This window comes from Escherichia sp. B1147 (assembly GCF_001660175.1).
Taxonomy (GTDB): Bacteria; Pseudomonadota; Gammaproteobacteria; order Enterobacterales; family Enterobacteriaceae; genus Escherichia; species Escherichia whittamii.
The window spans coordinates 346528-370941 of the sequence record NZ_LFHY01000015.1; the positions used below are offsets into that span (position 1 = coordinate 346528).

Sequence of the window (24414 nt, forward strand, 5' to 3'; positions counted from 1 at the left end):
AGGAATGCCGTGTACAACATCATCTGATCGGGGGAACTAAAAGAAATCTACTACAGGCAGAAAAAGAAAAAGCCCCGCTTTGCAGCGAGGCCTTATAAATTTGGTGCCCGGACTCGGAATCGAACCAAGGACACGGGGATTTTCAATCCCCTGCTCTACCGACTGAGCTATCCGGGCAACGGGGCGCATTAAACCTGATTCGCCTCGTCTCGTCAATCAAATTTCTTCAATTTACTGCAGACTGCACAATCTATCATCACTTTGCCGCTATTGCACATATTGTCAGGCAAACCAGGCGCTCCAGGCGGCGGAAAGAGGCATTGCCAGTAGCAGAGCGGGTAGCATGTTGACCACCGGAAACATTTTGATGCCGCAGATACGCAAGCCGGTTGCTAACAACAGTAATCCCCCGACGGCGCTGAAGTCCGCCATCATCGACGGTGTGGTCATGGGGAGTATCAGTGTGGCGCAACTGGCGAGGGCTAACTGGATGATCAATAACGGGATGCTTATTACCGATACCGCAATGCCAAGCGAGCAGGCGAAAATCATTGCAGTAAAGAAATCGAGAAACGACTTGGCGATTAAAATACTCGGATCGCCCGTCATTCCTTCGTTCATCGCGCCGAAAATACCCGTACCGCTGGCGCAGAACAGAACAATGATCGCCACAAAATTCTGAATAAACGATTCATGCGCTGTGTTTTTATGTGAGGAGCGAAACAGACTTTGCGCTCGGCTCACTGCGTTATTGATTCCCTTCTCCAGCAAACACAACTCGCCAACCAAGGCCCCCAGCAGTGTTGCTAATACCATGACGGGAAGGTTGGCGCATTTCACCACCAGTAAAATACCAATTCCCAGCGATGCCAGCCCAAAAATGGACGTCATCGAGACGCGGATCCGCTCCGGTAAGCGTTGGCTAAGTAGAGCGCCAAGTACGCCGCCAATGAGTACTGCACTTGCGTTGATAAAAGGACCGATGACCACAAGAGTTCCTGTTAACTGTATTATCAGATTTCTCTATTATGAACGTATTCGCCGTCAGGTGGCTTGTCTGGTCGCAAAGTCCTGGCTTGCACACGCTGGTGAAAGGTGCAATGATTGCGCGAATTTTCTCCTTCCTGTACGGAGTTTGCCTGATGCACGCCGCCTCCTTACATCCTTTCGCTTATCGCCGTTTCGCGCGAAATGTCTCCTGTTCTGCGACGCTGCTTTTTATGCGGTGACGTTAACGCACGCTCACTGCAGGACAACAGTAAAATCAGAGCGTTTCTGCTTTTACTGATGTCTGGCGGTCGGAGCTGGTGACCAGTTTGACCCACATCTCATGGGGCAGGGTTTTCCACCTTGCCCGGTATTTTTATTTCCCCGAAACGGGTTTTGCGCTTATGAAATCAATGAGTATTGCCGCCAGTGGTGAACTGGTTTCCCGACTTTCTACCCATCGCCGCGTGGTGGCGCTGGAAGATACTGATTTTACGGACGTCGCGGCAGTCGTCATTACCGCTGCGGATAGTCGCAGTGGCATTCTTGCGTTACTTAAGCGCACCGGTTTTCATCTGCCGGTGTTTTTGTATTCCGAAGATGCTGTTGAACTACCCTTGGGTGTTACGGCGATTATCAACGGCAACGAGCAGCAGTGGCTGGAGCTGGAATCCGCAGCCTGTCAGTATGAAGAGAATTTGCTGCCGCCATTTTATGACACACTGACCCAGTACGTTGAGATGGGCAATAGCACTTTCGCTTGTCCAGGGCATCAACATGGCGCGTTCTTTAAAAAGCATCCTGCAGGACGTCATTTTTACGATTTCTTTGGCGAGAATGTCTTTCGCGCCGATATGTGTAATGCCGATGTGAAACTGGGTGATTTGCTTATTCATGAAGGTTCCGCGAAGGATGCGCAGAAATTCGCAGCCAAAGTTTTTCATGCCGATAAAACCTATTTTGTCCTTAATGGCACCTCGGCGGCGAATAAGGTTGTGACAAATGCACTGTTAACGCGTGGCGATCTGGTGCTATTCGATCGTAACAATCATAAGTCGAATCATCACGGTGCGCTGATTCAGGCCGGGGCGACGCCGGTGTATCTGGAAGCCTCACGCAACCCATTCGGTTTTATCGGCGGGATTGATGCGCACTGTTTTAATGAAGAGTATCTGCGCCAGCAAGTTCGCGACGTTGCGCCAGAAAAAGCCGAACTGCCGCGCCCGTTCCGCCTGGCGATTATTCAGCTGGGAACCTATGACGGCACTATCTACAACGCCCGCCAGGTGATCGATACCATTGGGCATCTGTGTGATTACATTCTATTTGATTCTGCATGGGGCGGGTACGAGCAGTTTATCCCGATGATGGCAGATAGCTCGCCACTGCTGTTAGAACTTAACCAAAACGATCCGGGGATCTTTGTTACCCAGTCGGTGCATAAACAGCAGGCGGGATTCTCGCAGACGTCGCAGATCCATAAAAAAGATAACCATATTCGCGGGCAGGCGCGTTTTTGCCCGCATAAGCGGTTGAACAATGCCTTTATGCTACACGCCTCAACCAGCCCGTTTTACCCGCTGTTTGCTGCGCTGGACGTGAATGCCAAAATCCATGAAGGGGAGAGCGGGCGTCGGCTGTGGGCAGAGTGTGTTGATATGGGGATTGAAGCGCGGAAGGCGATTCTTGCGCGCTGTAAGCTGTTCCGCCCGTTTATTCCACCTGTTGTTGATGGCAAATTGTGGCAGGATTATCCGACATCAGTGTTGGCCAGTGACCGCCGTTTCTTCAGCTTTGAGCCAGGGGCGAAGTGGCACGGCTTTGAGGGATATGCCGCAGACCAGTATTTTGTTGATCCGTGCAAGCTGTTACTGACCACGCCGGGAATCGATGCCGAAACCGGCGAATATAGCGATTTTGGCGTTCCGGCGACGATTCTGGCGCATTATCTGCGTGAGAACGGCATTGTGCCGGAAAAATGCGATCTCAACTCCATTCTGTTCTTATTAACTCCGGCGGAAAGTCATGAGAAGCTGGCGCAACTGGTGGCGATGCTGGCTCAGTTTGAACAGCATATTGAGGATGACTCGCCGCTGTCTGAGGTGCTGCCGAGTGTTTATAACAAATATCCGGTGCGCTATCGCGACTACACTCTGCGCCAGCTGTGTCAGGAGATGCATGATCTTTATGTCAGTTTTGGCGTCAAAGACCTGCAAAAAGCGATGTTCCGCCAGCAGAGTTTCCCACCAGTGGTGATGAATCCCCAGGATGCGCATAACGCCTATATTCGTGGTGAAGTGGAGTTGGTGCGCATCCGTGATGCCGAAGGGCGAATTGCGGCGGAAGGCGCGCTGCCGTATCCACCTGGCGTGCTTTGCGTGGTGCCTGGAGAAATGTGGGGCGGAGCGGTCCAGCGTTATTTCCTCGCGCTTGAAGAAGGCGTGAATTTGCTGCCGGGGTTTTCGCCGGAGCTACAAGGTGTCTATAGCGAAACCGATGCGGATGGAATGAAACGGTTGTACGGTTATGTGTTGAAGTAAGAATAAAAAAACGGGGCACCTTCTGGCGCCCCGTTTTTCTTTGCGTAATTAGTGGCTAACAGTTTGTGTGCCGGCAGGGACACGAACGTGTTTGTATTTAAACATCGCCATGAACGCGAAGGCCAGAATCACGGAGTAACCTGCGAAAATCAGCCATACGGTCTGCCAGTCGGTAATGCCGTTTTGGGTGTACATCTCAACCACTTTACCGCTCACGATGCCGCCGAGAATACAGCCGAAGCCGTTGGTCATCATCAGGAACATCCCCTGCGCACTGGCGCGAATTGCCGGGCTAACTTCTTTTTCGACAAACACTGAACCAGAGATGTTGAAGAAGTCGAATGCGCAGCCGTAGACAATCATCGACAGCACCAGCAGTACGGTGCCAAACGGAGTCGGGTCGCCGTAAGCAAACAGCGCAAAACGCAGGATCCACGCCACAATACTGATCATCATTACGTTCTTAATGCCATAGCGGCTTAAGAAGAACGGGATGGTCAGAATGAACAGAGTTTCAGAGATCTGCGAAATCGACATGATGATTGACGCATGTTGCACGATAAAGCTGCTGGCAAACATCGGGTCTTTGTCGAAGCTGTGCAGGAAGGTATTACCGAACATGTTGGTAATCTGCAGTTCCGCGCCCAGCAACATCGAGAAGATGAAGAAAATCGCCATACGCTTGTTTTTAAACAACGCGAAAGCATCAAGCCCCAGCAACGTCGTCCAGCTCTGATTCGCTTGCTGTTTAGCAACCGGAATATACGGCAGCGTAAAGGTAAACAGCACCAGAACGGCGGAAAGGGCTGCGCCAATATACAGCTGCATGTGGCTTAATTCGAAGCCAGACAGGCTCACCACCCACATCGCCATAATAAAGCCGATGGTGCCCCAGATACGGATTGGTGGGAAATCAGTCACAATATCCAGCCCGGCATTTTGCAGGCGATAGTAGGAGATAGTGTTGATTAACCCAAGCGTTGGCATATAGGCAAACGAGTTAATCAGGATAACGAGGAACATCGCCTCCGGCGTGGTGACTTGCGCCGCCATGAAGAGGGTGATTGCGCCGATGGTGTGACAAATAGCATACACCCATTTCGCACTTAACCATTTGTCGGCCACAATCCCCAGCAACGCAGGCATAAAGACCGCAGCAATACCCAGTGAGCTATAAACTGCGCCAATGGAAGCACCGTCGAACTTCAGGGTAACAAACATATATGAGCCGAGGGTCGTCAGCCAACTTCCCCACAGACAGAACTGCAGAAAAGAGAGGATTTTCAGCTGCAGCTTAAGATTCATGTTAATTTCCTCACATCATAATGCGGATGAGTGTTTTAAAAAGCACATTTGACCGTGCAAGATGATGCGATTCTATCAACTTCACTGACTGTTTTTTTGTTACCCGTGGCAAATAATTGCAAATAATCTCAATTTGCAGGGCAAAATTGTGATGTGTATAACACTTTGCCTCGGAGTATTGTCAGAGGCAAAGGTGAAATTATCGACGGCGGTAAGATTTTTGCGCCATGTTCACTTTATAAAGATAGCGGCGAGATTCCGCAGACGGATGGCGGGTCGTCAGCGTCTGATAAACATCGCCCGGCGTCATGGTGTTAATAATATTGGCAGCCTGAATCTTATCATTCGAAAAGACTCGCAGCACGCTGCCTGCGCCGCCGTTATAGGCGGTGATGACGGCATAACGCCGCGATGTTGGGTTATCAATTCCGCCGAGATAAACATTGTTCAGCATCGCCAGATACGCGGTGCCGGTATCAATATTGCTGGCAGGATCAAACAAGAAACTGCGGCTCGGCGTGCCGGATTTCCCCTGCGAGCGGAACACATCTTTCCCGGCAGTATGTTGTACCACCTGCATTAATCCCAGCGCATCGGAACGGCTGACCGCATACGGGTTAAAGGAGGATTCGGTCTGCATAATCGCCAGAATCAATGACTCATCGACGCCATATTTCCGTGATGCCTGGCGGACCATGCCGAGATATTTGTGCGCACGTTTATCAAGGTGATTCGGCACCATATTAATGGTGACGCTGTAGATGATACGCAGCCCGTTGCTGCGGCTTTTCAGACGGTTCTTCAGCAGATAATCCGCGAAGTTACTCGCACGACCTTCCCAGCGAATAGGCTGCCCGGTGTTGTCCACTACCTGACCGTAAAGGAAAGGTTCTTTCGAAATCGTTATATCATCAACGTCGGAATAGAGATCGACCGAACTCGGATCATCCCCCATCAATAACGTTTTGATTATTGCCCGGCGCAAGTGCGCAGCAGGTTCTGTCCCGGCGATGGTTTCGATAGTGATCGTACCGTCATCAAAGTTGATGTGGCTGCGGGTTTGATATTGATCGGTGTATTTCACGTAGTCCTTAGGACCGGCGATCACCACCTCTTTGAAGCCCCAAATGTTCTCAATATTGTGGGCAAACTGCCCCATCAGAATATCAAAACCGTTGGTATCTTTGACCCAGGCTTCGTTATAAGTATCGCCTTTTTTGGTCGTGGAACAGGAGATGAGCAACGGCGCAATCAAAGCCAGCGCGAGATATTTTTTCATCATTCCGGGTGCGTGTTGTGTTTGTTTTTATGCAAGTTGCCGGAGGCGTGCTCCGGCACTGTTTTTATTTTTTATCTTCCGGCGTATAGCCCTCGATATGCACCTCTTTACCTTCGAACAGGAAGTTGACCATCTCCTGCTCCAGCAGCTTGCGGTGCTCGGCATTCATCATGTTGAGTTTCTTTTCGTTAATCAGCATGGTTTGTTTGTGCTGCCACTGTGCCCAGGCTTCTTTGGAGATCTCGTTATAGATGCGTTTTCCCAGTTCGCCGGGGTACAGCTGAAAATCCTGACCTTCTGCTTCACGCTGCAGGAAAGTACAAAAAATCGTTCTGCTCATAAATTATCCTCTTATCGACTCACGCGCTAAACCGGCGCGCCAGTGCGTAACTGCTGTAACAAACGCTCCACGGGTGCCGCCAGGCCAACTGACGGCGGCTGCGCTAAGTTATACCAGAGCGCATTGCCTTCATCCATGCAGCCGGTGAATGACGACACGGGAAGCCACATAGGCACAATATCTAAATGGAAATGGCTGAAGGTATGCCGAAACGCGGTGAGTTGCGTCAGGTTATCGGCATTGATCTGCCGTTGCACCAGCCATTGTCGCAAACTTTCTTCATCAGCAAACTGCGGGAAACAGTATAAGCCACCCCACAATCCGCTTGGCGGACGCTGCGCCAGCAACACTTCATCTTCGTGCTGTAACAGCAGAAAGTAGCCCGTGCGCTCTGGCAGAGTCTGTTTCGGCTTTTTGCCCGGATAAAGCGACCAGCTATTGTTGGCGGCGGCAATACAACCATTTTGTAGCGGGCAGAGCGAACATTTCGGCTTCGAGCGTGTACAAATCATCGCGCCCAAATCCATCATCGCCTGATTAAACCGCTCCACGCCGACGGCGGGCGTAACCTGCTCGCTCAGATTCCACAGTTTATTCTCGACCTCTTTTTTCCCTGGCCAGCCGCTTACAGCATAGCAGCGTGCTAACACGCGTTTAACGTTACCGTCGAGAATCGGAAAGTGCTTACCCAGAGAAAGCGAGAGGATCGCGCCTGCGGTGGAGCGTCCGACGCCAGGCAGCGCCGCGACTTCCTCAAAGGTTTCCGGGAATTTACCACCGTGTAAGGTGGCAACGTGCTGTGCCGCTTTATGCAGATTGCGCGCGCGGGCGTAATAGCCAAGCCCGGTCCATAAGTGCAGAACCTCGTCCAGCGGTGCGTTGGCGAGATCGGTCACCGCCGGGAAGCGCGCCATAAAGCGTTCAAAATAGGGGATTACGGTCGCAACCTGAGTTTGTTGCAACATCACTTCTGAGAGCCATACTTTGTAGGGCGTCTTGTCAATTTGCCAGGGCAGCGTTTTCCGCCCGTATTTATCGTACCAGTCCAGAACCTGGGCTGAAAATTGCGACGCTTGCATGGTCACCGAATTCACTGTTGTTGGGGGCAAGATTGCAGCACAGCAGCGGCGGGGTGTAAACCGGAACTTTCCGCAGCCACGGCCTTATCATGCTTGCATCCGGCAACTAACTTTGGATAATGCCCGTTTTCAGACCACTTTCACAAGCGACTAAACCTTTATGAAAAACGACGTCATCTCACCGGAATTTGATGAAAACGGCCGCCCGCTGCGCCGTATCCGTAGTTTTGTGCGCCGCCAGGGGCGACTGACCAAAGGCCAGGAACATGCGCTGGAAAACTACTGGCCGGTGATGGGCGTTGAGTTCAGCGAAGATATGCTGGATTTCCCTGCGCTTTTTGGCCGTGAAGCGCCGGTGACGCTTGAGATTGGTTTCGGCATGGGCGCGTCGCTGGTGGCAATGGCCAAAGATCGCCCCGAGCAGGACTTCCTCGGCATTGAAGTGCATTCACCGGGCGTTGGTGCGTGCCTGGCTTCTGCGCATGAAGAGGGCTTAACCAACCTGCGCGTGATGTGTCACGATGCGGTTGAAGTGCTGCATAAAATGATTCCTGACAATTCATTGCGTATGGTGCAGCTCTTTTTCCCTGACCCGTGGCACAAAGCGCGCCATAATAAACGCCGTATCGTTCAGGTACCGTTTGCTGAACTGGTAAAAAGCAAACTGCAGCTGGGTGGCGTATTCCATATGGCGACCGACTGGGAACCTTATGCGGAACATATGCTTGAAGTTATGTCTTCCATTGACGGTTATAAAAACCTGTCTGAGAGCAATGATTACGTACCGCGCCCGGCATCTCGTCCGGTAACGAAATTTGAACAACGTGGTCATCGTCTTGGTCACGGAGTATGGGACTTAATGTTCGAGAGGGTGAAATAATGGCAAAGAACCGTAGCCGTCGTCTGCGTAAAAAAATGCACATCGACGAATTCCAGGAATTAGGATTTTCGGTGGCATGGCGATTCCCGGAAGGTACATCGGAAGAACAGATTGATAAAACCGTTGATGACTTTATTAACGAGGTTATCGAACCGAACAAACTGGCCTTTGACGGCAGCGGTTATCTGGCCTGGGAAGGTCTGATCTGCATGCAGGAAATCGGCAAATGCACCGAAGAACATCAGGCTGTCGTGCGTAAGTGGCTGGAAGAGCGTAACCTGGATGAAGTACGCACCAGCGAACTTTTCGACGTTTGGTGGGACTAAGAAAGCATACGGGCGATGACAAATGCAAAACTGCCTGATGCGCTACGCTTATCAGGCCTACAAAGATGCACGATCGAGTAGGCCGCATAAGGTGTTTACACCGCATCCGGCATCAACAACGCGCACTTTGTTATCAATCTGGGGCCAGCAAATGCTGGCCTGATTTGTTCTTGAGGGAAGACTATGATGCGCAAAATGCTGCTGGCGGCAGCACTTTCAGTGACGGCAATGACCGCTCACGCCGACTACCAGTGCAGCGTTACGCCGCGTGACGATGTGATTGTCAGCCCGCAAACCGTGCAGGTGAAGGGCGAAAATGGCAACCTGGTGATCACGCCAGACGGCAATGTGATGTACAACGGCAAGCAATATTCTCTGAGCGCCGCCCAGCGCGAACAAGCGAAGGATTATCAGGCGGAACTGCGCAGCACGCTGCCGTGGATTGATGAAGGCGCGAAAAGCCGCGTAGAGAAAGCGCGCGTGGCGCTGGATAAAATTATCGTTCAGGAGATGGGCGAAAGCAGCAAAATGCGCAGCCGTCTGACCAAACTTGATGCGCAGCTGAAAGAACAGATGAATCGCATTATCGAAACGCGCAGCGATGGCCTGACGTTCCACTATAAAGCCATTGATCAGGTTCGCGCCGAAGGCCAGCAGTTAGTGAATCAGGCGATGGGCGGAATTTTGCAGGACAGCATTAATGAAATGGGCGCGAAAGCGGTGCTGAAAAGCGGCGGTAACCCGTTACAGAATGTGCTGGGAAGCCTGGGGGGACTGCAATACTCAATCCAAACCGAGTGGAAAAAGCAGGAAAAAGATTTCCAGCAATTTGGCAAAGATGTCTGTAGCCGTGTTGTGACTCTGGAAGACAGCCGTAAAGCCCTGGTCGGGAATTTGAAATAATCCTCTAGTTTAAGACGGCATAAAGCTTTTTTATGCCGCTTAATTCTTCATTTTGTTACCTGCCTCTAACTTTATAGAACTCCAAAAATCATTCACGTTGTAAATTGTTTAACGTCAAATTTCCCATGCAATGCTAAGGGATAATACGTAGCGTTCACGTAACTGGAGGAATGAAATGGAGTTTTTCAAAAAGACGGCACTTGCCGCACTGGTTATGGGTTTTAGTGGTGCAGCATTAGCATTACCGAATATCACCATTTTAGCGACCGGCGGGACGATTGCCGGTGGTGGTGACTCCGCAACCAAATCTAACTACACAGCGGGTAAAGTTGGCGTAGAAAATCTGGTCAATGCGGTGCCGCAACTGAAGGACATTGCGAACGTTAAAGGCGAGCAGGTTGTTAATATCGGCTCCCAGGACATGAACGATAATGTCTGGCTGACACTGGCGAAAAAAATTAACACCGACTGCGATAAGACTGACGGCTTCGTTATTACCCACGGTACTGACACGATGGAAGAAACCGCTTACTTCCTCGACCTGACCGTGAAATGCGACAAGCCGGTGGTGATGGTTGGCGCAATGCGCCCGTCCACCTCCATGAGCGCAGATGGTCCATTCAACCTGTATAACGCGGTAGTAACTGCGGCAGATAAAGCCTCTGCTAATCGTGGTGTGCTGGTGGTGATGAACGACACCGTGCTGGATGGTCGTGACGTCACCAAAACCAATACCACCGACGTAGCGACCTTTAAGTCTGTTAACTACGGTCCGCTGGGATACATTCACAACGGTAAGATTGACTACCAACGTACTCCGGCACGTAAGCACACCAGCGACACGCCGTTCGATGTCTCTAAGCTAAATGAACTGCCGAAAGTCGGTATTGTTTATAACTACGCCAACGCATCCGATCTTCCGGCAAAAGCACTGGTAGATGCAGGCTACGACGGTATCGTTAGCGCCGGTGTGGGTAACGGCAATCTGTATAAAACCGTATTTGACACCCTCGCAACCGCCGCGAAAAACGGCACTGCAGTAGTGCGTTCTTCCCGCGTACCGACGGGCGCTACCACTCAGGATGCCGAAGTGGATGATGCGAAATACGGTTTCGTTGCCTCTGGCACGTTGAACCCGCAAAAAGCGCGCGTTCTGCTGCAACTGGCTCTGACACAAACCAAAGATCCGCAGCAGATCCAGCAGATCTTCAATCAGTACTAATTACCTCGCCCCGGTATCGTGCCGGGGCTTTTTCACTTCAGACTCACGTCCATTGCCAATTTTTATTACCCTAATGATAATCACTGGAATTAATTATTCCGCGTGAGGGTGTTCCGGTGAAAAAGCAATGGATTGTAGGCACGGCGTTGCTCGTGTTGACGTCAGGTTACAGCTGGGCCGATGGCGAACCGCCAACTGAAAATGTCTTAAAAGCTCAATTCAAAAAGCAGTATCACGGTATTCTCAAGCTTGATGCCATCACCTTAAAAAATCTTGATGCAAAGGGCAATCAGGCCACCTGGTCAGCGGAAGGCGATGTCTCTTCCAATGACGATCTCTATACCTGGGTCGGTCAGTTGACAGATTATGAACTGCTGGAACAGACCTAGACGAAAGATAAACCGGTAAAATTCTCTGCGATGTTAACCAGTAAAGGAACGCCCGCGTCTGGCTGGACAGTGAACTTTTACTCTTTTCAGGCGGCAGCCAGCGATAGTGGGCGGGTGGTCGACGATATCAAAACGAATAATAAGTACCTGATTGTGAATAGCGAAGATTTCAACTATCGCTTTAGTCAGCTTGAGTCAGCGTTGAATACCCAGAAGAACTCGATTCCAGCGCTGGAAAAGGATGTAAAAGAACTTGATAAGCAAATGGTGGCGGCGCAGAAAGCAGCAGATGCTTATTGGGGAAAAGACGTAAATGGCAAACAAATGACCCGCGAAGACGCCTTTAAAAAAATACACCAACAGCGGGATGATTTTAATAAACAGAATGATAGCGAGGCGTTCGCAGTTAAATATGACAGAGAGGTTTATCAACCGGCGATTGCGGCATGTCATAAACAGAGTGAAGAGTGTTATGAAGTGCCGATTCAGCAGAAACGGGATTTTGATATCAACGAACAGCGGCGACAGACTTTTCTACAATCAGAAAAACTCAGCCGTAAATTGCAGGATGACTGGATAAAGCTCGAGAAAGGGCAATATCCATTAACGATGAAAGTTTCAGAAATAAACAGTAAAAAAGTCACGATATTAATGAAGATTGACGATATCAACCAGGCTTGCGGACAGTGGAAAAAAGACACCGACCAATTGCGGCGCAATGGGGTGATTAAATAATTATTGAAATGACGCATGACTTGTAGCCGGATGCGGCGTTCACACCGCATCCGGCTACACAACTTTATTCCGCCAGAAAAAGCTCCAGCAGTGAATTTAAAAACAACTTCCCGTGTTCCGTTATTTGCCAGCAATCCGCACATTCTGTGATATAGCCCTGAGCGACAGCCTCGTCTAACTGTGGGCGAATAACTTCTTCAGAAAGGCCAGTATACTGGCTAAACTCCACGCGCGGCGCAGGTTCCAGCAAACGGAAGCGATTCATAAAGAATTCGAACGGTTTATCTGCGGTTTCAACATCGCGCTGGCTTTCCAGATACCGCCCCTGCATAAAACCACGCGGGTGCCGCGTTTTGGTGGTACGCAGAATGCGACCATCAGGGAAGGTCACTTTGCCATGCGCGCCGCAGCCAATACCGATGTAGTCGCCAAATCGCCAGTAGTTGAGATTGTGCTGGCACTGATAACCGGGTTTGGCGTAAGCGGAAGTTTCATACTGCTGATAGCCCGCTGCGGTTAAAAGCTGATGCCCCTGTTCGAAAATATCCCATAACGCGTCGTCGTCCGGCAGTACAGGAGGGCGCGAGCCAAACAGCGTATTGGGTTCGATGGTCAGTTGATACCAGGAAAGATGCGGCGGATTCAGTTCAATGGCCTGGCGCAGATCGCCCAGCGCCTCTTCCAGTGATTGATCTGGCAGCCCATGCATCAAATCGAGGTTAAAACTACGCAGCCCCAGCCCGCTTGCCAGATTCGCAGCCCGTTTCGCTTCTTGCGGGCCATGAATGCGCCCAAGTCGTTTCAGCTTTTCTTCGCTAAAACTCTGAACGCCAATGGAGATGCGATTCACACCAGCACGCTGATAATCGACAAAGCGATCGGCTTCTACCGTTCCAGGATTCGCTTCCATTGTAATTTCTGCATCCGCTGCCAGCGGCAAACGCGCACGCACGCCGTCCAGCAGCGTTTGCATCGCCGGGCCAGAAAGCAGGCTCGGCGTACCGCCGCCAATAAAGATTGTCTGCACTTCACGGCCCTGGGCGTAAGCCACATCGTTGTCCAGATCGCAAAGCAGATGCTGAACATAATCGTCGTGCGGCACTTCCCCTTTCAACGCGTGAGAGTTGAAATCGCAGTACGGACATTTCTGCACGCACCATGGGATGTGAATGTAGAGACTCAGCGGCGGTAATTTAACCATTACGTAAAGCGTCCAGCAGCAGTTTCAACGCCCGGCCACGGTGAGAAATGGCGCTCTTTTCTTCACGGGTCAGTTCGGCAGCGGTTTTACCTTCGGAAGGCACGAAGAAGATTGGATCATAACCAAAGCCGCCAGTACCCGCCGGTTCACGAGTAATCACGCCCGGCCAGCTGCCGTGGCACACCAGCGGAGTCGGATCTTCTGCGTGGCGCATATATACCAGCACGCAGTGGAAGCGCGCCTGACGTTGGTCGTCCGGTACGTCTTTCAGGGTTTCCAGCAGTTTTTGCAGATTCTTTTGATCGGTCGCGTCTTCACCGGAATAACGCGCGGAGTAAATGCCCGGTGCGCCACCAAGCACATCAACTGCCAGACCAGAGTCGTCGGCAATTGCTGGTAAACCGGTCACTTTTGCCGCGTGGCGTGCTTTCAGAATCGCGTTTTCGATAAAGGTCAGGCCAGTTTCTTCAGCTGAATCTACGCCGAGTTCTGTTTGGGCCACAATATCAAGACCGAAGTCGCTGAGTAGCGACGCCAGCTCACGCACTTTACCGGCATTGCCGGTTGCGAGGACAACTTTTTGCATAGGATACCTAATTAATTAACGCCGCGATTTCTGGCGGGATTTGTTGCGGATTAATGATTTTAATTTGTTTATGGCGGCCAAGTTCGCCTTTCTCAATCACCACCTGGCTTTTCGCGACCCGGAACTGCTTGCCGAGAAACTTTACCAGATGGCTGTTGGCCTGGCCGTCAACCGGCGGCGCGGTAATGGCGACTTTTACTTCGTCGCCATGTAAACCGACAATAGAATCACGGCTGGCTTTCGGCTGAATATAAAGCCGTAAAACCAGACCATCATCGTTTACTGTTACGGCACTCATAACGCCATCCACAGCCCCGGCAGCAGCATGTTTCCGGTCGCCTGCAGCACTTCTGCGACGCCCATATTAATGACATACAGCAGCAGAACGAGGATCATCGGCGAGAAATCAATCCCACCCATAGCCGGCAGCAGGCGGCGAATCGGACGCAGCAGTGGATCGGCAAGTTGAATCAGCACATATTCAATCGGGCTACGACCCTGGCTTACCCAGCTCATAATCGCCATCACCAGCAGGACCCAGAAAATCAGCAGGCCGATGGTTTTCAGCAGAATCAGTAAACCTGCAATCCAGATGATTGGCAGGAAGGTCACCACTTTGAACAGCACGATGGCTTTGATAAAACTCAAAATGTACGCGACCAGCAGTGAGGCGCTATCAATCGGCCCCATTGCCGGAATAACGCGGCGCAGTGGCCCGATAATCGGCTGTGTTACTTTCACCACAAACTGTGAGAAAGGGTTATAAAAATCACAATGAGCCCACTGCATCCAGATGCGTAATAACAGCACCATGGTATACAGCTCAATGACCGTTGAAAGCAGGAAAGTCAACGTATTCATGGCGTTCTTAAGATTCCTTATTTTTTAGAGTAATCACGTGCACCAAAGATGGCAGTGCCGATGCGAACCATCGTGCTACCTGCCGCAATAGCGGCTTCCATATCGTCCGACATTCCCAGAGAGAGCGTGTCGATATGCGGGTAGCGCGTTTTCAGTCCGGCAAATGCTACAGCCATTTGGCGTGCAACTTCAAACTGCCTTACATATTCTGACTCAGGCGCCGGGATAGCCATCAGTCCACGCAGGCGCAGACGCGGTAATTCTGCGACCGCTGCCGCCAGTTCGTCCAGTTCCGCCAGTTGAATGCCTGACTTACTGTTTTCATCGCTGATATTTATTTGAATCAGTACGTTAAGAGGCAGAAGTTCTGCCGGACGCTGATCATTAAGGCGGGTGGCGATACGCAGGCGGTCAATGGTATGACACCAGTCGAAATGCTCTGCTACCAGGCGGCTTTTGTTGGACTGCAACGGACCAATAAAATGCCATTCTAATCCTGTTACGCCCTGCTCCTGAAAGTGGCGAATTTTATCTACCCCTTCCTGAACGTAGTTTTCACCAAATTGACGCTGCCCGGCATCAATGGCTTCTGCGATGGCGCTCGCAGGCTTTGTTTTGCTGACTGCAAGCAGCGTAATTTCTTCTGGAGAACGGCCGCAACGCGTTGCAGCCGTTGAGATTTTGTCCCGGACCTGTGCCAGGTTATGCGCAATATCGTTCATTTTCCGAGGATCTTAGTATGAATATGGAAGAAATTGTGGCCCTTAGTGTAAAGCATAACGTCTCTGATCTACACCTGTGCAGCGCCTGGCCCGCACGATGGCGCATTCATGGGAGAATGGAGGCCGCGCCATTTGACGCGCCGGACGTCGAAGAGTTGCTACGGGAGTGGCTGGATGACGATCAGCGGGCGATGTTGCTTGAGAATGGTCAGCTTGATTTTGCCGTGTCGTTGGCCGAAAAACAGCGGTTGCGTGGCAGCGCATTCGCGCAGCGGCAAGGCATTTCGCTGGCATTACGGCTATTGCCTTCGCATTGCCCACAACTCGAACAGCTTGGCGCACCACCGATATTGCCGGAATTACTCAAGAGTGAAAATGGCCTGATTCTGGTGACGGGAGCGACGGGGAATGGCAAATCCACTACGCTGGCGGCAATGGTTGGCTATCTTAATCAACATGCCGATGCGCATATCCTGACGCTGGAAGATCCTGTCGAATATCTCTATGCCAGCCAGCGGTGTTTGATCCAGCAGCGGGAGATTGGTTTGCACTGTATATCGTTTGCAGCGGGGCTTCGCGCGGCATTGCGGGAAGATCCTGATGTGATTTTGCTAGGAGAGTTGCGCGACAGCGAAACGATACGTCTGGCGCTGACGGCGGCAGAAACCGGGCATCTGGTGCTGGCGACATTACACACGCGCGGCGCAGCGCAAGCGATTGAGCGACTGGTAGATTCGTTTCCGGCGCAGGAAAAAGATCCCGTGCGTAATCAACTGGCCGGTAGTTTACGGGCGGTGTTGTCACAAAAGCTGGAAGTGGATAAACAGCAAGGACGTGTGGCGCTGTTTGAATTGCTGATTAACACACCAGCGGTGGGGAATTTGATTCGCGAAGGGAAAACCCACCAGTTGCCACACGTTATTCAAACCGGGCAGCAGGTGGGGATGTTAACTTTTCAGCAGAGTTATCAGCAGCGGGTGAAAGAAGGGCGCTTGTGAGGCTAAAGTGGTTGATTAGCATCGTAAATATGCCAGATGCGCTACGCTTATCAGGCCTACAAACGTAGTTATTTACGCCGCATCCGGCAATGAATGTCTGATGCGACGCTGACGCGTCTTATCAGACCTACGTTCGTTGTCACATGTAGGCCGGATAAGGCGTTCACGCCGCATCCGGCAAGACGGAACGATGACGTTAACTACAATCCACCAGGTTTGTGAATCGCCTTAATATTCCTGTTCGAAATAACTTTCGAGAATGATAACCGCAGAGGCAGAGTCGACTTTACCTTTGTTGAGCGCCCGATAGCCGCCCTGTTCAAACAGACCGGAACGCGCTTCCACGGTGCTAAGACGCTCGTCATGTAGCTTCACTTCAACACCGAAACGGCCATGAATACGGTTGGCGAATTTACGCGCCCGGGCGGTTAATGGTTGCTCGGTGCCGTCCATATTCAGCGGCAAACCGACAATGATTTCGTCTGGCTGCCACTCTTTTAGTAAACGCTCAATAAGGTTCCAGTCCGGCGTACCGTCCTGTGCTTTAATTGCAGGCAAAGGGCGAGCGGTGCCGGTAATGCGTTGACCGACCGCCACGCCAATGCTTTTAGTGCCAAAATCGAAGGCGAGTAAGGTTCCGCTCATCAGGCATGCCCTGCCACACCAGGCATGGTGAGAATATCAACACCAATCAATCTTGCCGCATCGCGCCAGCGGTCGGCTATCGGCGTTTTGAACAGAATATTCAGATCTGCCGGGGCGGTTAGCCAGGCATTATCGAGAATTTCTTGTTCCAGTTGACCTTTATCCCAGGAGGAGTAACCAAGAGCTACTATCACGTCAGCAGGTTGTTTATCGGTGCCGAGTGTTTCCAGCACGTCGCGGGAAGTGGTCATCACCGTGTTGTCTGAAATACGAATGCTGGACGCAAAATTGGAGGGCGGAGTATGCAAAATAAACCCGCGATCTTCAGCCAGCGGGCCGCCAAGCATAACCGGTTTGTCCAGGCGGATAGATTCATCACGCGGCTCCGGCGTGATCTTCAGCTTTTCCAGAATCCCTTCAATTTTGAGATTTTCCAGTGGCTTGTTAATGATGATCCCCATTGCTCCATTGGTATTATGTTCGCAAATGTAGACCACGGAACGACGGAAAATCGGATCCTGGAGAGCAGGCATGGCAATAAGAAAGTGATGCTGTAAATTCATTGTCAGAGGTTCTGTTTCCTGGTTCAAAAAAGCAACAGCGCCCAGTATGCGTGGAAAGAAGGGCGCTGTCACTCATAGTCTCAACGAGATCCCTCTCGCTAAACAGGGTTATCGCTGCTGTAATCGTGCTTCAATAGCATCCATTAACATTCCGGTGATAGACACCGGAAACTCTGCTTCAATCTCACGAATACAGGTTGGGCTGGTGACATTAATTTCAGTCAGTCGGTCACCGATAATATCCAGACCAACAAAAATCAGCCCTTTTTCTTTCAGCGTCGGTCCTACCTGACGGGCGATTTTCCAGTCGCTTTCAGTAAGCGGACGAGGTTCGCCACGACCACCGGCAGCCAGATTACCACGGGTTTCACCGCCCTGCGGAATACGCGCCAGGCAGTACGGTACTGGTTCGCCATCCACCACCAGCACTCGCTTGTCACCATCTTTAATAGCTGGCAGATAATTTTGTGCCATGCAGTAGCGAGTGCCGTGTTCGGTCAAGGTTTCGGCAATGACACCAAGGTTCGGATCGCCTTCTTTCACGCGGAAAATAGATGCACCACCCATACCATCCAGCGGCTTAAGAATGATGTCGCTGTGTTTTTCCCAGAACGCTTTCAACTGCGCTTTATTACGCGTGACCAGCGTTTCTGGCGTTAAGTCTGAGAACCAGGCGGTAAACAGTTTTTCGTTACAATCGCGCAGGCTCTGCGGCTTGTTAACGATCAGCGTCCCTTTCTCTTCGGCGCGTTCCAGAATATAGGTCGCGTAGATAAACTCGGTATCAAACGGCGGATCTTTACGCATCAGAATCACGTCGAGATCGGCCAGTTGCAGATCCTGCTCACCCGTGAACTCGTACCATTTGTCGTAGTTCTGTTCGACGCTCAAAGTACGCGTACGAGCGCGAGCCTCACCATTGATCAAATAGAGATCGGCCATCTCCATATAGTGAAGTTCGTAACCACGACGCTGTGCTTCCAGCAACATAGCGAAACTGGAATCTTTCTTGATGTTGATGCTTGCGATGGGGTCCATCACGATGCCGAGCTTGATCATTATTCTTCTCCGTTAGCCCAGATCGCCAAAACGCACTTGTAGCGCGGTAATGGCGGTGAGCGCTGTTGTCTCAGTACGCAGAACGCGAGGTCCCAACAGGATATCAGTAAATTGATAGCTGGCAGTCATGGCAATTTCATCTGCCGACAAACCGCCTTCCGGGCCAATCAGCAGGCGGACACGTTCGACCGGCAACGGCAACGTGTTGATGCTGTTACTGGCGCGCGGGTGAAGATTGAGTTTCAAGCCTTCATCTTGCTCTGCACACCAGGCTTCCAGATCCATTGCCGGACGGATTTCAGGTACCCGATTACGACCACACTGCTCGCAGGCGGCAATTGCAATTTTCTGCCACTGCTGGAGCTTCTTGTTCAGACGTTCACTATCCAGTTTAACGCCGCAGCGTTCAGAAAAAAGTGGCGTAATGAGGCTTACACCAAGTTCTATCGATTTCTGGATAGTGAATTCCATTTTTTCTCCGCGCGACATCACCTGACCGAGGTGAATATGCAAGGGGGATTCACGATCGTCTACCTGGCCCTCCAGCACTTTAACTTCCACGCTTTTTTTGCTGGCGCTGGTGATTTCTGCATCAAAGACCTGGTTGCTGCCGTCAAATAACTGTAATGCCTGACCCGGCCCCATACGCAGGACGCGCCCGATATGGTTAGCGGCATCTTCACAAAGCGCGATCTGCGAATTGCTGGTGAGTGGTTCAGGATGATAAATGCGGGGGATACGCATGGTTAAAAATCCGCGTCGTCTCCCCACGCGGTTGCGCGCGTGGGGTAGGGTTAACAAAAAGAATTTCGCTAGTGTAGGTTAGCTCTTTCGCGCCTGGCAAGCGCGTTGCACATACGGGTTGTGATTGCCTTGCACCTTCGCGATGCGTTCGTCACGCTCACACTCCCAGTCGGTGACCGGATACATCTTGTTCCAGGCGTTAAACAGCTGCGTTTGCTGGCGTGAGAGTGTCAGGTTGTATTGGTCGCGCATATAGAAGTAGGTGCGCGCAATGGCACCGCGTGCACGCGCTGGTGGTTCGGCAGCTTTTTCTTTGAAATCGACCTTCATGGCGCATTGACCGTACTGGCCTTCACCGCCATTCCACTGGCTGTACATAAAGTTGCCGCGATCGCCATTCACCTCGCCGACTGACGGTTGCAGGTTATGCATATCGCTTTCCATCTTGCGATAGACCGGATCTTTAGCGCAGTTTTTACGTCCACCGTCCTGCCAGCACTGGCGCTGGTGACCGAATTGCCAGGCGGGAACGACGTGTTCCCACTCTACGCGGCTGGCGCGGTTTTCATTTTTGCGCACCTGATAGCCGCACGATTGCAGATCAACAACGCCCTTTTTGCCCTGCCAGTTAATTTTACATCCGCAATAAAACGTACCGGGCGCGTCAGCGTGGACTTTTACCGCCGCGGCTTTCGCCTGAGAAAAACTATTGATACCTTCGGCCAACGCCGGGCCGGAAAATGCTGCGCTCAGTACCACCGCAGCAATAGACAAATAACGGTACATCACTTACTCCGTGTTAAAACGAGCCAGCAACGTAGCGAAAGTTGTTTTGGTATGCAATCAGCCAGATCAGGAAAGTTCCTGATAGTTCAGGTGGTTATTTCGCAACCAGCTGTTCACCGCAGTGAACACAGCGATAGACGGCCTCGCCACGAACTACGCGATTATGGCGGCGTACGGTAAGCTGATGTTCCTGGCACTTACAGCGGTAGGGGAAGGTGTTGCGACGCACGGATTGCAGTTCGAACTGATGCGTACGACGGGCGGGAACGCCCAGCACGCTTTCCATCATCCACTTCCACTCTTTGCCATGTGGCGCCACGCGCCCGAAATGTTTCCATACCAGCAAATGTGCCAGTTCGTGCGGCACCACTTCTTCTATAAAAGCCTCGCTGTTTTCCAACAGCAAAACGGGATTGAGGCGAATTTCATAGCTTTCCAGCCAGGCTGTTCCGGCAGAGGTTCCGCGCTGGGTGTAAGAGAGTTTTGGCTCCGGATAGTTACGCCCCAGCCTCAGGTTGGCCTGGGCGAGTTTTTCCCGCAGGCGACGCATAACGGCCTGTTGGATGGCGATAGGGAGACGGGATGTTTTCATAGCGGCAGAGGATAGAGCGAAGAAAAGATGACTGCAAGAGGTGGCTTCCTCCATGACGGGAGGAAGCCTGAGGAGATTAATCGTGAGCGCCGATTTCGCGCAGTTTACGACCTTTCATCAGATTACGTTCAATATGTTCCAGCGAAACGTGTTTGGTTTCCGGTACCAGCCACAATGTCAGCAGGATAAACAGTACGTTCAGAGCAGCATACACCCAGAAGGTGTTGGCGTTACCCAGCGTGTTGAGCATGGTCAGGAACGTTGCGCCAACGATCATGTTGGCAATCCAGTTGGTGGCAGTGGAGCAGGTGATGCCAAAATCGCGGCCTTTCAGCGGCTGAATTTCGGAGCACAGTACCCAAATCAGCGGACCGGCACTCATGGCAAAACCGACAATAAACATCAGCAGCATGGCGATGGCGAAATACTGCGCCGACGGTGAGTGAATACCGATGTGCATCATTGTACCCAGTACGCCCATGCCCACTGCCATTACCAGGAAGCCCAGCGTCAATGTTGGTTTACGTCCCCAGCGGTCAACAAGGCCGATAGCGATGAAGGTGGCGAGTACGTTGGTCAGGCCGACGATCACGGTCCCCCACATTTGTTCAGTTGTGTTGGTATATCCTGCCAGTTCGAAGATTTTCGGCGCGTAATACATGATGACGTTCATCCCGGTGAATTGCTGCATCACCTGCAACAGTACGCCAAGGAACACCGCGCGGCGGAAGTTGCTGTTCTCTTTGAACAGCGCCCAACCGCTCTGTTTAACTTGCAAACTTTCACGGATTTCATCCAGTTCGCGTTTGGCTTCCGCGCTGGTGTCGCGCAGGCGCATCAGCACGCGTTCGGCATCAACAAAGCGGCGTTTGGCAGCAAACCAACGTGGACTGTCTGGCAGGAAGAAGACGCCAATCAGTAGCAAAATTGCCGGGATGATAATCACACCCAGCATCCAGCGCCATGCGCCGGTGTAGCTGAAGGCGGTATCAGAAAGATAAGCACCGAGGATCCCGATAGTGATCATCAACTGATACATCGAGATCATACTGCCGCGAATTTTCTCTGGCGCAATCTCGGAGAGGTAAAGCGGCGCGGTATAGGAGGCCACACCCACCGCCAGTCCCAGCAGCACGCGGGAAAGAATCAGCACTTCAACGTTCGGCGCAGCGGCAGAAAACAGCGAACCGGCAACAAACAGGATTGCGCCGATCATCAGGCTCTTTTTGCGCCCGAGTTTAAAGGAGAGCCAGCCGCTGCCTACCGCACCGACCGCCGCACCAAACATCATGGAGCTTACGACCCATTCTTGCGTGTGCGAGGTAATCTGGAATTCATCTGCAATAAACGGCAGTGCGCCAGCAATTACACCGATATCCAGGCCAAAGAGTAATCCCGCCAGAGCAGCAAGGAAGCAGACGAAAAACGTCATTGCCTTGTTTGACCGCCCCTGTTTTTTAGCGTCAGGCATGATGCCCTCCAATATGGTTATTTTTTATTGTGAATTAAGATAGGTGAGTACGACGTAAAAAGATGTGAAGCAAATCACATCAGTGTAATCGATTACACTAACATTCATTATTGTTATAATTTAAGTGCATGAAAATAATTGAGTTATATCATCATAGATTAAGTGATGTTATCTGCAATTAAGACTTTGCTGAAAAGAAATGTAACAACTGTGAAAACTTAATAATACGATGAAAATAGTAGGAATGATTGGCTGGTATCGTTGATGTAATCGGTTTCAGTGGTGGTGATAATTTACGGGTAAAGGTGTTCAGGAAGAATGAAGTTATATTGCGGGCGGCTTTTTTGCCGGATGCGGCGTGAACGCCTATCCACCGCGGTGAGGTAAAAGAAAAGGCCAGCGCGAGGCTGGCCTTTGAAAGCGGGTAATGAAAGATTATTTCAGACCGGCAGCATCGCGCAGCAGTTGCGCTTTGTCGGTTTTTTCCCACGGGAAATGTTCGCGGCCAAAGTGACCGTATGCTGCAGTCTCTTTGTAGATCGGGTGCAGCAGATCCAGCATCTTAATCAGACCGTATGGACGCAGGTCGAAGAACTCGCGCACCAGCAGGGTCAGCTGTTCAGAAGGCACTTTCTCAGTACCGAAAGTTTCCACCATGATGGAAGTCGGCTCTGCCACGCCGATTGCGTAGGAAACCTGGATTTCGCAACGGTCAGCCAGGCCCGCAGCCACGATGTTTTTCGCTACATAACGTGCTGCGTAGGCTGCAGAACGGTCCACTTTTGATGGATCTTTACCAGAGAACGCGCCGCCACCGTGACGTGCCATGCCGCCGTAGGTATCAACGATAATTTTACGACCAGTCAGGCCGCAGTCGCCCATCGGGCCGCCGATAACAAAACGTCCGGTCGGGTTGATGAAGAATTTGGTAGCGGGAGTCAGCCATTCAGCCGGCAGAATCGGCTTGATGATCTCTTCCATCACCGCTTCTTGCAGAGATTTCTGGTCGATATCTTCAGAGTGCTGAGTGGAAAGCACGACAGCATCGATGCCGACGATTTTGCCGTCGTCATACTGGAAGGTCACCTGGCTTTTCGCGTCCGGGCGCAGCCACGGCAGAGTGCCGTTTTTACGCACTTCGGCCTGACGCTGTACCAGACGGTGTGCATAGGTGATTGGGGCTGGCATCAGCACGTCGGTTTCATTGGTTGCGTAACCAAACATCAGACCCTGGTCACCCGCGCCCTGTTCCAGCGGATCGGCACGGTCAACGCCCTGGTTGATGTCAGGAGACTGTTTGCCGATGGCGCTCAGGACCGCACAAGAGTTAGCGTCAAAGCCCATGTCGGAATGCACATAGCCAATTTCGCGAACGGTGTTACGGGTGATCTCTTCGATGTCTACCCAGGCGCTGGTGGTGATTTCACCGCCAACTAAAACCATGCCGGTTTTTACGTAGGTTTCGCAAGCAACGCGTGCTTTCGGATCCTGTTCGAGGATCGCGTCTAAAACGGCATCAGAGATTTGGTCAGCAATTTTGTCAGGATGCCCTTCAGAGACGGACTCGGACGTAAAAAGGTGTTTTGCCATATTTAATATCACCTAAAGAGAATTTGGTTAGCTCAAACTGTTGTGTGGATTTTCTGTGGTAGCGGATCCTACCACGACTCGACAGGTTAAAAACACTGGCAGTCTGAGTGTTAATCAGTATGGATGGATTAACATCTGGATGGCTATTTTAGGTCAATCCTTCACCCGATTTCCACTTTTTTTTGAATCGTGTCTCATTCTGTTAAAAACGTGGCTGGAAATTTTTCCTGACAATGCTGGCATTCTGCGTATTTATCTTTTGCAATTTTCTGCCATTGTGGGGTATAAAACGCGGCGCGCGGCTTAAATAAAAAGCACACGACGATTCTTTCGTGTTGCCACTTCCAGCCGGGTTGAAATCAGAGTTTTGGCTTGTTGGTTCGTCTTAACAGGCGGCCGTGGAGGTGATACGAAATAATGAACCGTTGTCTGCTGCTTAATCAGTCTCACCGTTCTGGTGAAGATTCGTTCCCCGCACTCTGCATCCCTGCTTTGCATACCTGCCGATGTTATACCCATCTCGGCGCTTCTCAGGATTCAAGAGCTGGCAACAGTTATTGAGGACTGAACAAGGGCGCTCTTGTAAAAACAAGAGTTTTCTCGTGGTTTCG

At 51.3% G+C, this 24414-nt stretch carries 26 protein-coding genes, 1 tRNA gene and 1 pseudogene; 9 read left to right on the forward strand and 19 right to left on the reverse strand.

Annotated features, from left to right (window positions below):
* Positions 1-101 precede the first annotated feature (101 nt).
* A tRNA-Phe gene (locus A9180_RS16615) sits at positions 102-177 on the reverse strand.
* 105 nt (positions 178-282) lie between these two features.
* Positions 283-990, reverse strand: a complete 708-nt coding sequence (locus A9180_RS16620) for a DUF554 domain-containing protein (protein ID WP_064529708.1) — start codon at positions 988-990, stop codon at positions 283-285.
* 401 nt (positions 991-1391) lie between these two features.
* On the opposite strand from A9180_RS16620, the gene speC reads away from it, so the two are divergent.
* A complete protein-coding gene (gene speC, locus A9180_RS16625) occupies positions 1392-3527 on the forward strand; it encodes an ornithine decarboxylase (RefSeq protein WP_064529709.1) in 2136 nt (711 codons plus the stop codon).
* Positions 3528-3575: 48 nt separating this feature from the next.
* Here the strand turns inward: speC and nupG are convergent, their stop codons facing one another.
* The 4 genes from nupG to mutY form a co-directional block, all read right to left on the reverse strand.
* A complete protein-coding gene (gene nupG, locus A9180_RS16630) occupies positions 3576-4832 on the reverse strand; it encodes a nucleoside permease NupG (protein WP_064529710.1) in 1257 nt (418 codons plus the stop codon).
* Positions 4833-5031: 199 nt separating this feature from the next.
* The gene (mltC, locus tag A9180_RS16635; protein ID WP_064529711.1) at positions 5032-6111 is read right to left on the reverse strand and encodes a membrane-bound lytic murein transglycosylase MltC; all 1080 of its coding nucleotides are present in this window, start codon (positions 6109-6111) and stop codon (positions 5032-5034) included.
* A gap of 64 nt (positions 6112-6175) precedes the next feature.
* The gene (locus A9180_RS16640; protein WP_000091700.1) at positions 6176-6451 is read right to left on the reverse strand and encodes an oxidative damage protection protein; all 276 of its coding nucleotides are present in this window, start codon (positions 6449-6451) and stop codon (positions 6176-6178) included.
* A 26-nt stretch (positions 6452-6477) separates the two neighbouring features.
* Positions 6478-7530 (reverse strand): A/G-specific adenine glycosylase, encoded by a 1053-nt coding sequence (gene mutY / locus A9180_RS16645; protein ID WP_064529712.1) that lies wholly within the window; start codon positions 7528-7530, stop codon positions 6478-6480.
* Between the two features lie 160 nt (positions 7531-7690).
* Here mutY and trmB point away from each other — a divergent pair, with 160 nt between their 5' ends.
* The 5 genes and pseudogenes from trmB to A9180_RS16675 all read left to right on the forward strand — a co-directional run bounded on the left by trmB (position 7691) and on the right by A9180_RS16675 (position 11985).
* Positions 7691-8410: a tRNA (guanosine(46)-N7)-methyltransferase TrmB gene (trmB, locus tag A9180_RS16650; RefSeq protein ID WP_064529713.1), complete on the forward strand. Its 720-nt coding sequence runs from the start codon at positions 7691-7693 to the stop codon at positions 8408-8410.
* Positions 8410-8736, forward strand: coding sequence for a YggL family protein (locus A9180_RS16655; protein ID WP_064529714.1), 327 nt, complete (start codon positions 8410-8412; stop codon positions 8734-8736). Before trmB ends, A9180_RS16655 begins: the two co-directional genes overlap by 1 nt.
* A 183-nt stretch (positions 8737-8919) precedes the next feature.
* Positions 8920-9639, forward strand: coding sequence for a DUF2884 domain-containing protein (locus tag A9180_RS16665; protein ID WP_064529717.1), 720 nt, complete (start codon positions 8920-8922; stop codon positions 9637-9639).
* A gap of 175 nt (positions 9640-9814) precedes the next feature.
* A complete protein-coding gene (ansB, locus tag A9180_RS16670; RefSeq protein WP_000394132.1) occupies positions 9815-10861 on the forward strand; it encodes an L-asparaginase 2 in 1047 nt (348 codons plus the stop codon).
* A gap of 116 nt (positions 10862-10977) precedes the next feature.
* Positions 10978-11985 (forward strand): annotated as a pseudogene (locus A9180_RS16675) (DUF1202 family protein).
* A 64-nt stretch (positions 11986-12049) separates the two neighbouring features.
* On the opposite strand, the gene hemW reads toward A9180_RS16675, so the two are convergent.
* From hemW to yggS, 5 genes are read right to left on the reverse strand one after another with little or no spacing between them, the layout of a single operon-like run.
* Positions 12050-13186, reverse strand: coding sequence for a radical SAM family heme chaperone HemW (gene hemW / locus A9180_RS16680; protein WP_064529718.1), 1137 nt, complete (start codon positions 13184-13186; stop codon positions 12050-12052).
* On the reverse strand, positions 13179-13772 hold the full coding sequence (locus A9180_RS16685) for an XTP/dITP diphosphatase (RefSeq protein ID WP_064529720.1): 594 nt from the start codon (positions 13770-13772) through the stop codon (positions 13179-13181). The genes hemW and A9180_RS16685 overlap by 8 nt, the downstream gene beginning before the upstream one ends.
* 7 nt (positions 13773-13779) lie before the next feature.
* On the reverse strand, positions 13780-14070 hold the full coding sequence (yggU, locus tag A9180_RS16690) for a DUF167 family protein YggU (RefSeq protein WP_001277222.1): 291 nt from the start codon (positions 14068-14070) through the stop codon (positions 13780-13782).
* Entirely contained in the window at positions 14067-14633 is a 567-nt protein-coding gene (yggT, locus tag A9180_RS16695; RefSeq protein WP_001094831.1) for an osmotic shock tolerance protein YggT, read from the reverse strand. Before yggT ends, yggU begins: the two co-directional genes overlap by 4 nt.
* A gap of 17 nt (positions 14634-14650) precedes the next feature.
* Complete coding sequence (yggS, locus tag A9180_RS16700) at positions 14651-15355, reverse strand: pyridoxal phosphate homeostasis protein (RefSeq protein ID WP_064529725.1); 705 nt, start codon at positions 15353-15355, stop codon at positions 14651-14653.
* A 17-nt stretch (positions 15356-15372) separates the two neighbouring features.
* Between yggS and A9180_RS16705 the strand changes: the two genes are divergently transcribed.
* On the forward strand, positions 15373-16353 hold the full coding sequence (locus tag A9180_RS16705) for a PilT/PilU family type 4a pilus ATPase (protein WP_074399608.1): 981 nt from the start codon (positions 15373-15375) through the stop codon (positions 16351-16353).
* A 228-nt stretch (positions 16354-16581) separates the two neighbouring features.
* Here the strand turns inward: A9180_RS16705 and ruvX are convergent, their stop codons facing one another.
* The 8 genes from ruvX to metK form a co-directional block, all read right to left on the reverse strand.
* Entirely contained in the window at positions 16582-16998 is a 417-nt protein-coding gene (gene ruvX, locus A9180_RS16710) for a Holliday junction resolvase RuvX (protein ID WP_064529726.1), read from the reverse strand.
* The gene (locus A9180_RS16715) at positions 16998-17561 is read right to left on the reverse strand and encodes a YqgE/AlgH family protein (protein WP_064529727.1); all 564 of its coding nucleotides are present in this window, start codon (positions 17559-17561) and stop codon (positions 16998-17000) included. Before A9180_RS16715 ends, ruvX begins: the two co-directional genes overlap by 1 nt.
* A gap of 108 nt (positions 17562-17669) precedes the next feature.
* Positions 17670-18620, reverse strand: coding sequence for a glutathione synthase (gshB, locus tag A9180_RS16720; protein WP_064529731.1), 951 nt, complete (start codon positions 18618-18620; stop codon positions 17670-17672).
* Positions 18621-18632: 12 nt separating this feature from the next.
* Positions 18633-19364 carry a 16S rRNA (uracil(1498)-N(3))-methyltransferase gene (gene rsmE, locus A9180_RS16725; RefSeq protein WP_064529734.1) on the reverse strand — a complete coding sequence of 244 codons (732 nt, stop codon included), beginning with the start codon at positions 19362-19364 and terminating at the stop codon, positions 18633-18635.
* A gap of 78 nt (positions 19365-19442) precedes the next feature.
* On the reverse strand, positions 19443-20150 hold the full coding sequence (gene endA / locus A9180_RS16730; RefSeq protein ID WP_000286500.1) for a deoxyribonuclease I: 708 nt from the start codon (positions 20148-20150) through the stop codon (positions 19443-19445).
* Between the two features lie 94 nt (positions 20151-20244).
* Positions 20245-20742: a SprT family zinc-dependent metalloprotease gene (locus A9180_RS16735; RefSeq protein WP_064529870.1), complete on the reverse strand. Its 498-nt coding sequence runs from the start codon at positions 20740-20742 to the stop codon at positions 20245-20247.
* 76 nt (positions 20743-20818) lie between these two features.
* Positions 20819-22213, reverse strand: coding sequence for a galactose/proton symporter (gene galP / locus A9180_RS16740; RefSeq protein ID WP_064529735.1), 1395 nt, complete (start codon positions 22211-22213; stop codon positions 20819-20821).
* 435 nt (positions 22214-22648) lie between these two features.
* On the reverse strand, positions 22649-23803 hold the full coding sequence (gene metK, locus A9180_RS16745; protein ID WP_064529736.1) for a methionine adenosyltransferase: 1155 nt from the start codon (positions 23801-23803) through the stop codon (positions 22649-22651).
* A gap of 55 nt (positions 23804-23858) precedes the next feature.
* Here metK and yqgD point away from each other — a divergent pair, with 55 nt between their 5' ends.
* Positions 23859-24110 (forward strand): protein YqgD, encoded by a 252-nt coding sequence (gene yqgD, locus A9180_RS24950; RefSeq protein WP_064529737.1) that lies wholly within the window; start codon positions 23859-23861, stop codon positions 24108-24110.
* A 110-nt stretch (positions 24111-24220) separates the two neighbouring features.
* On the forward strand, positions 24221-24364 hold the full coding sequence (locus tag A9180_RS24955) for a hypothetical protein (RefSeq protein WP_274540060.1): 144 nt from the start codon (positions 24221-24223) through the stop codon (positions 24362-24364).
* Positions 24365-24414: the final 50 nt, after the last annotated feature.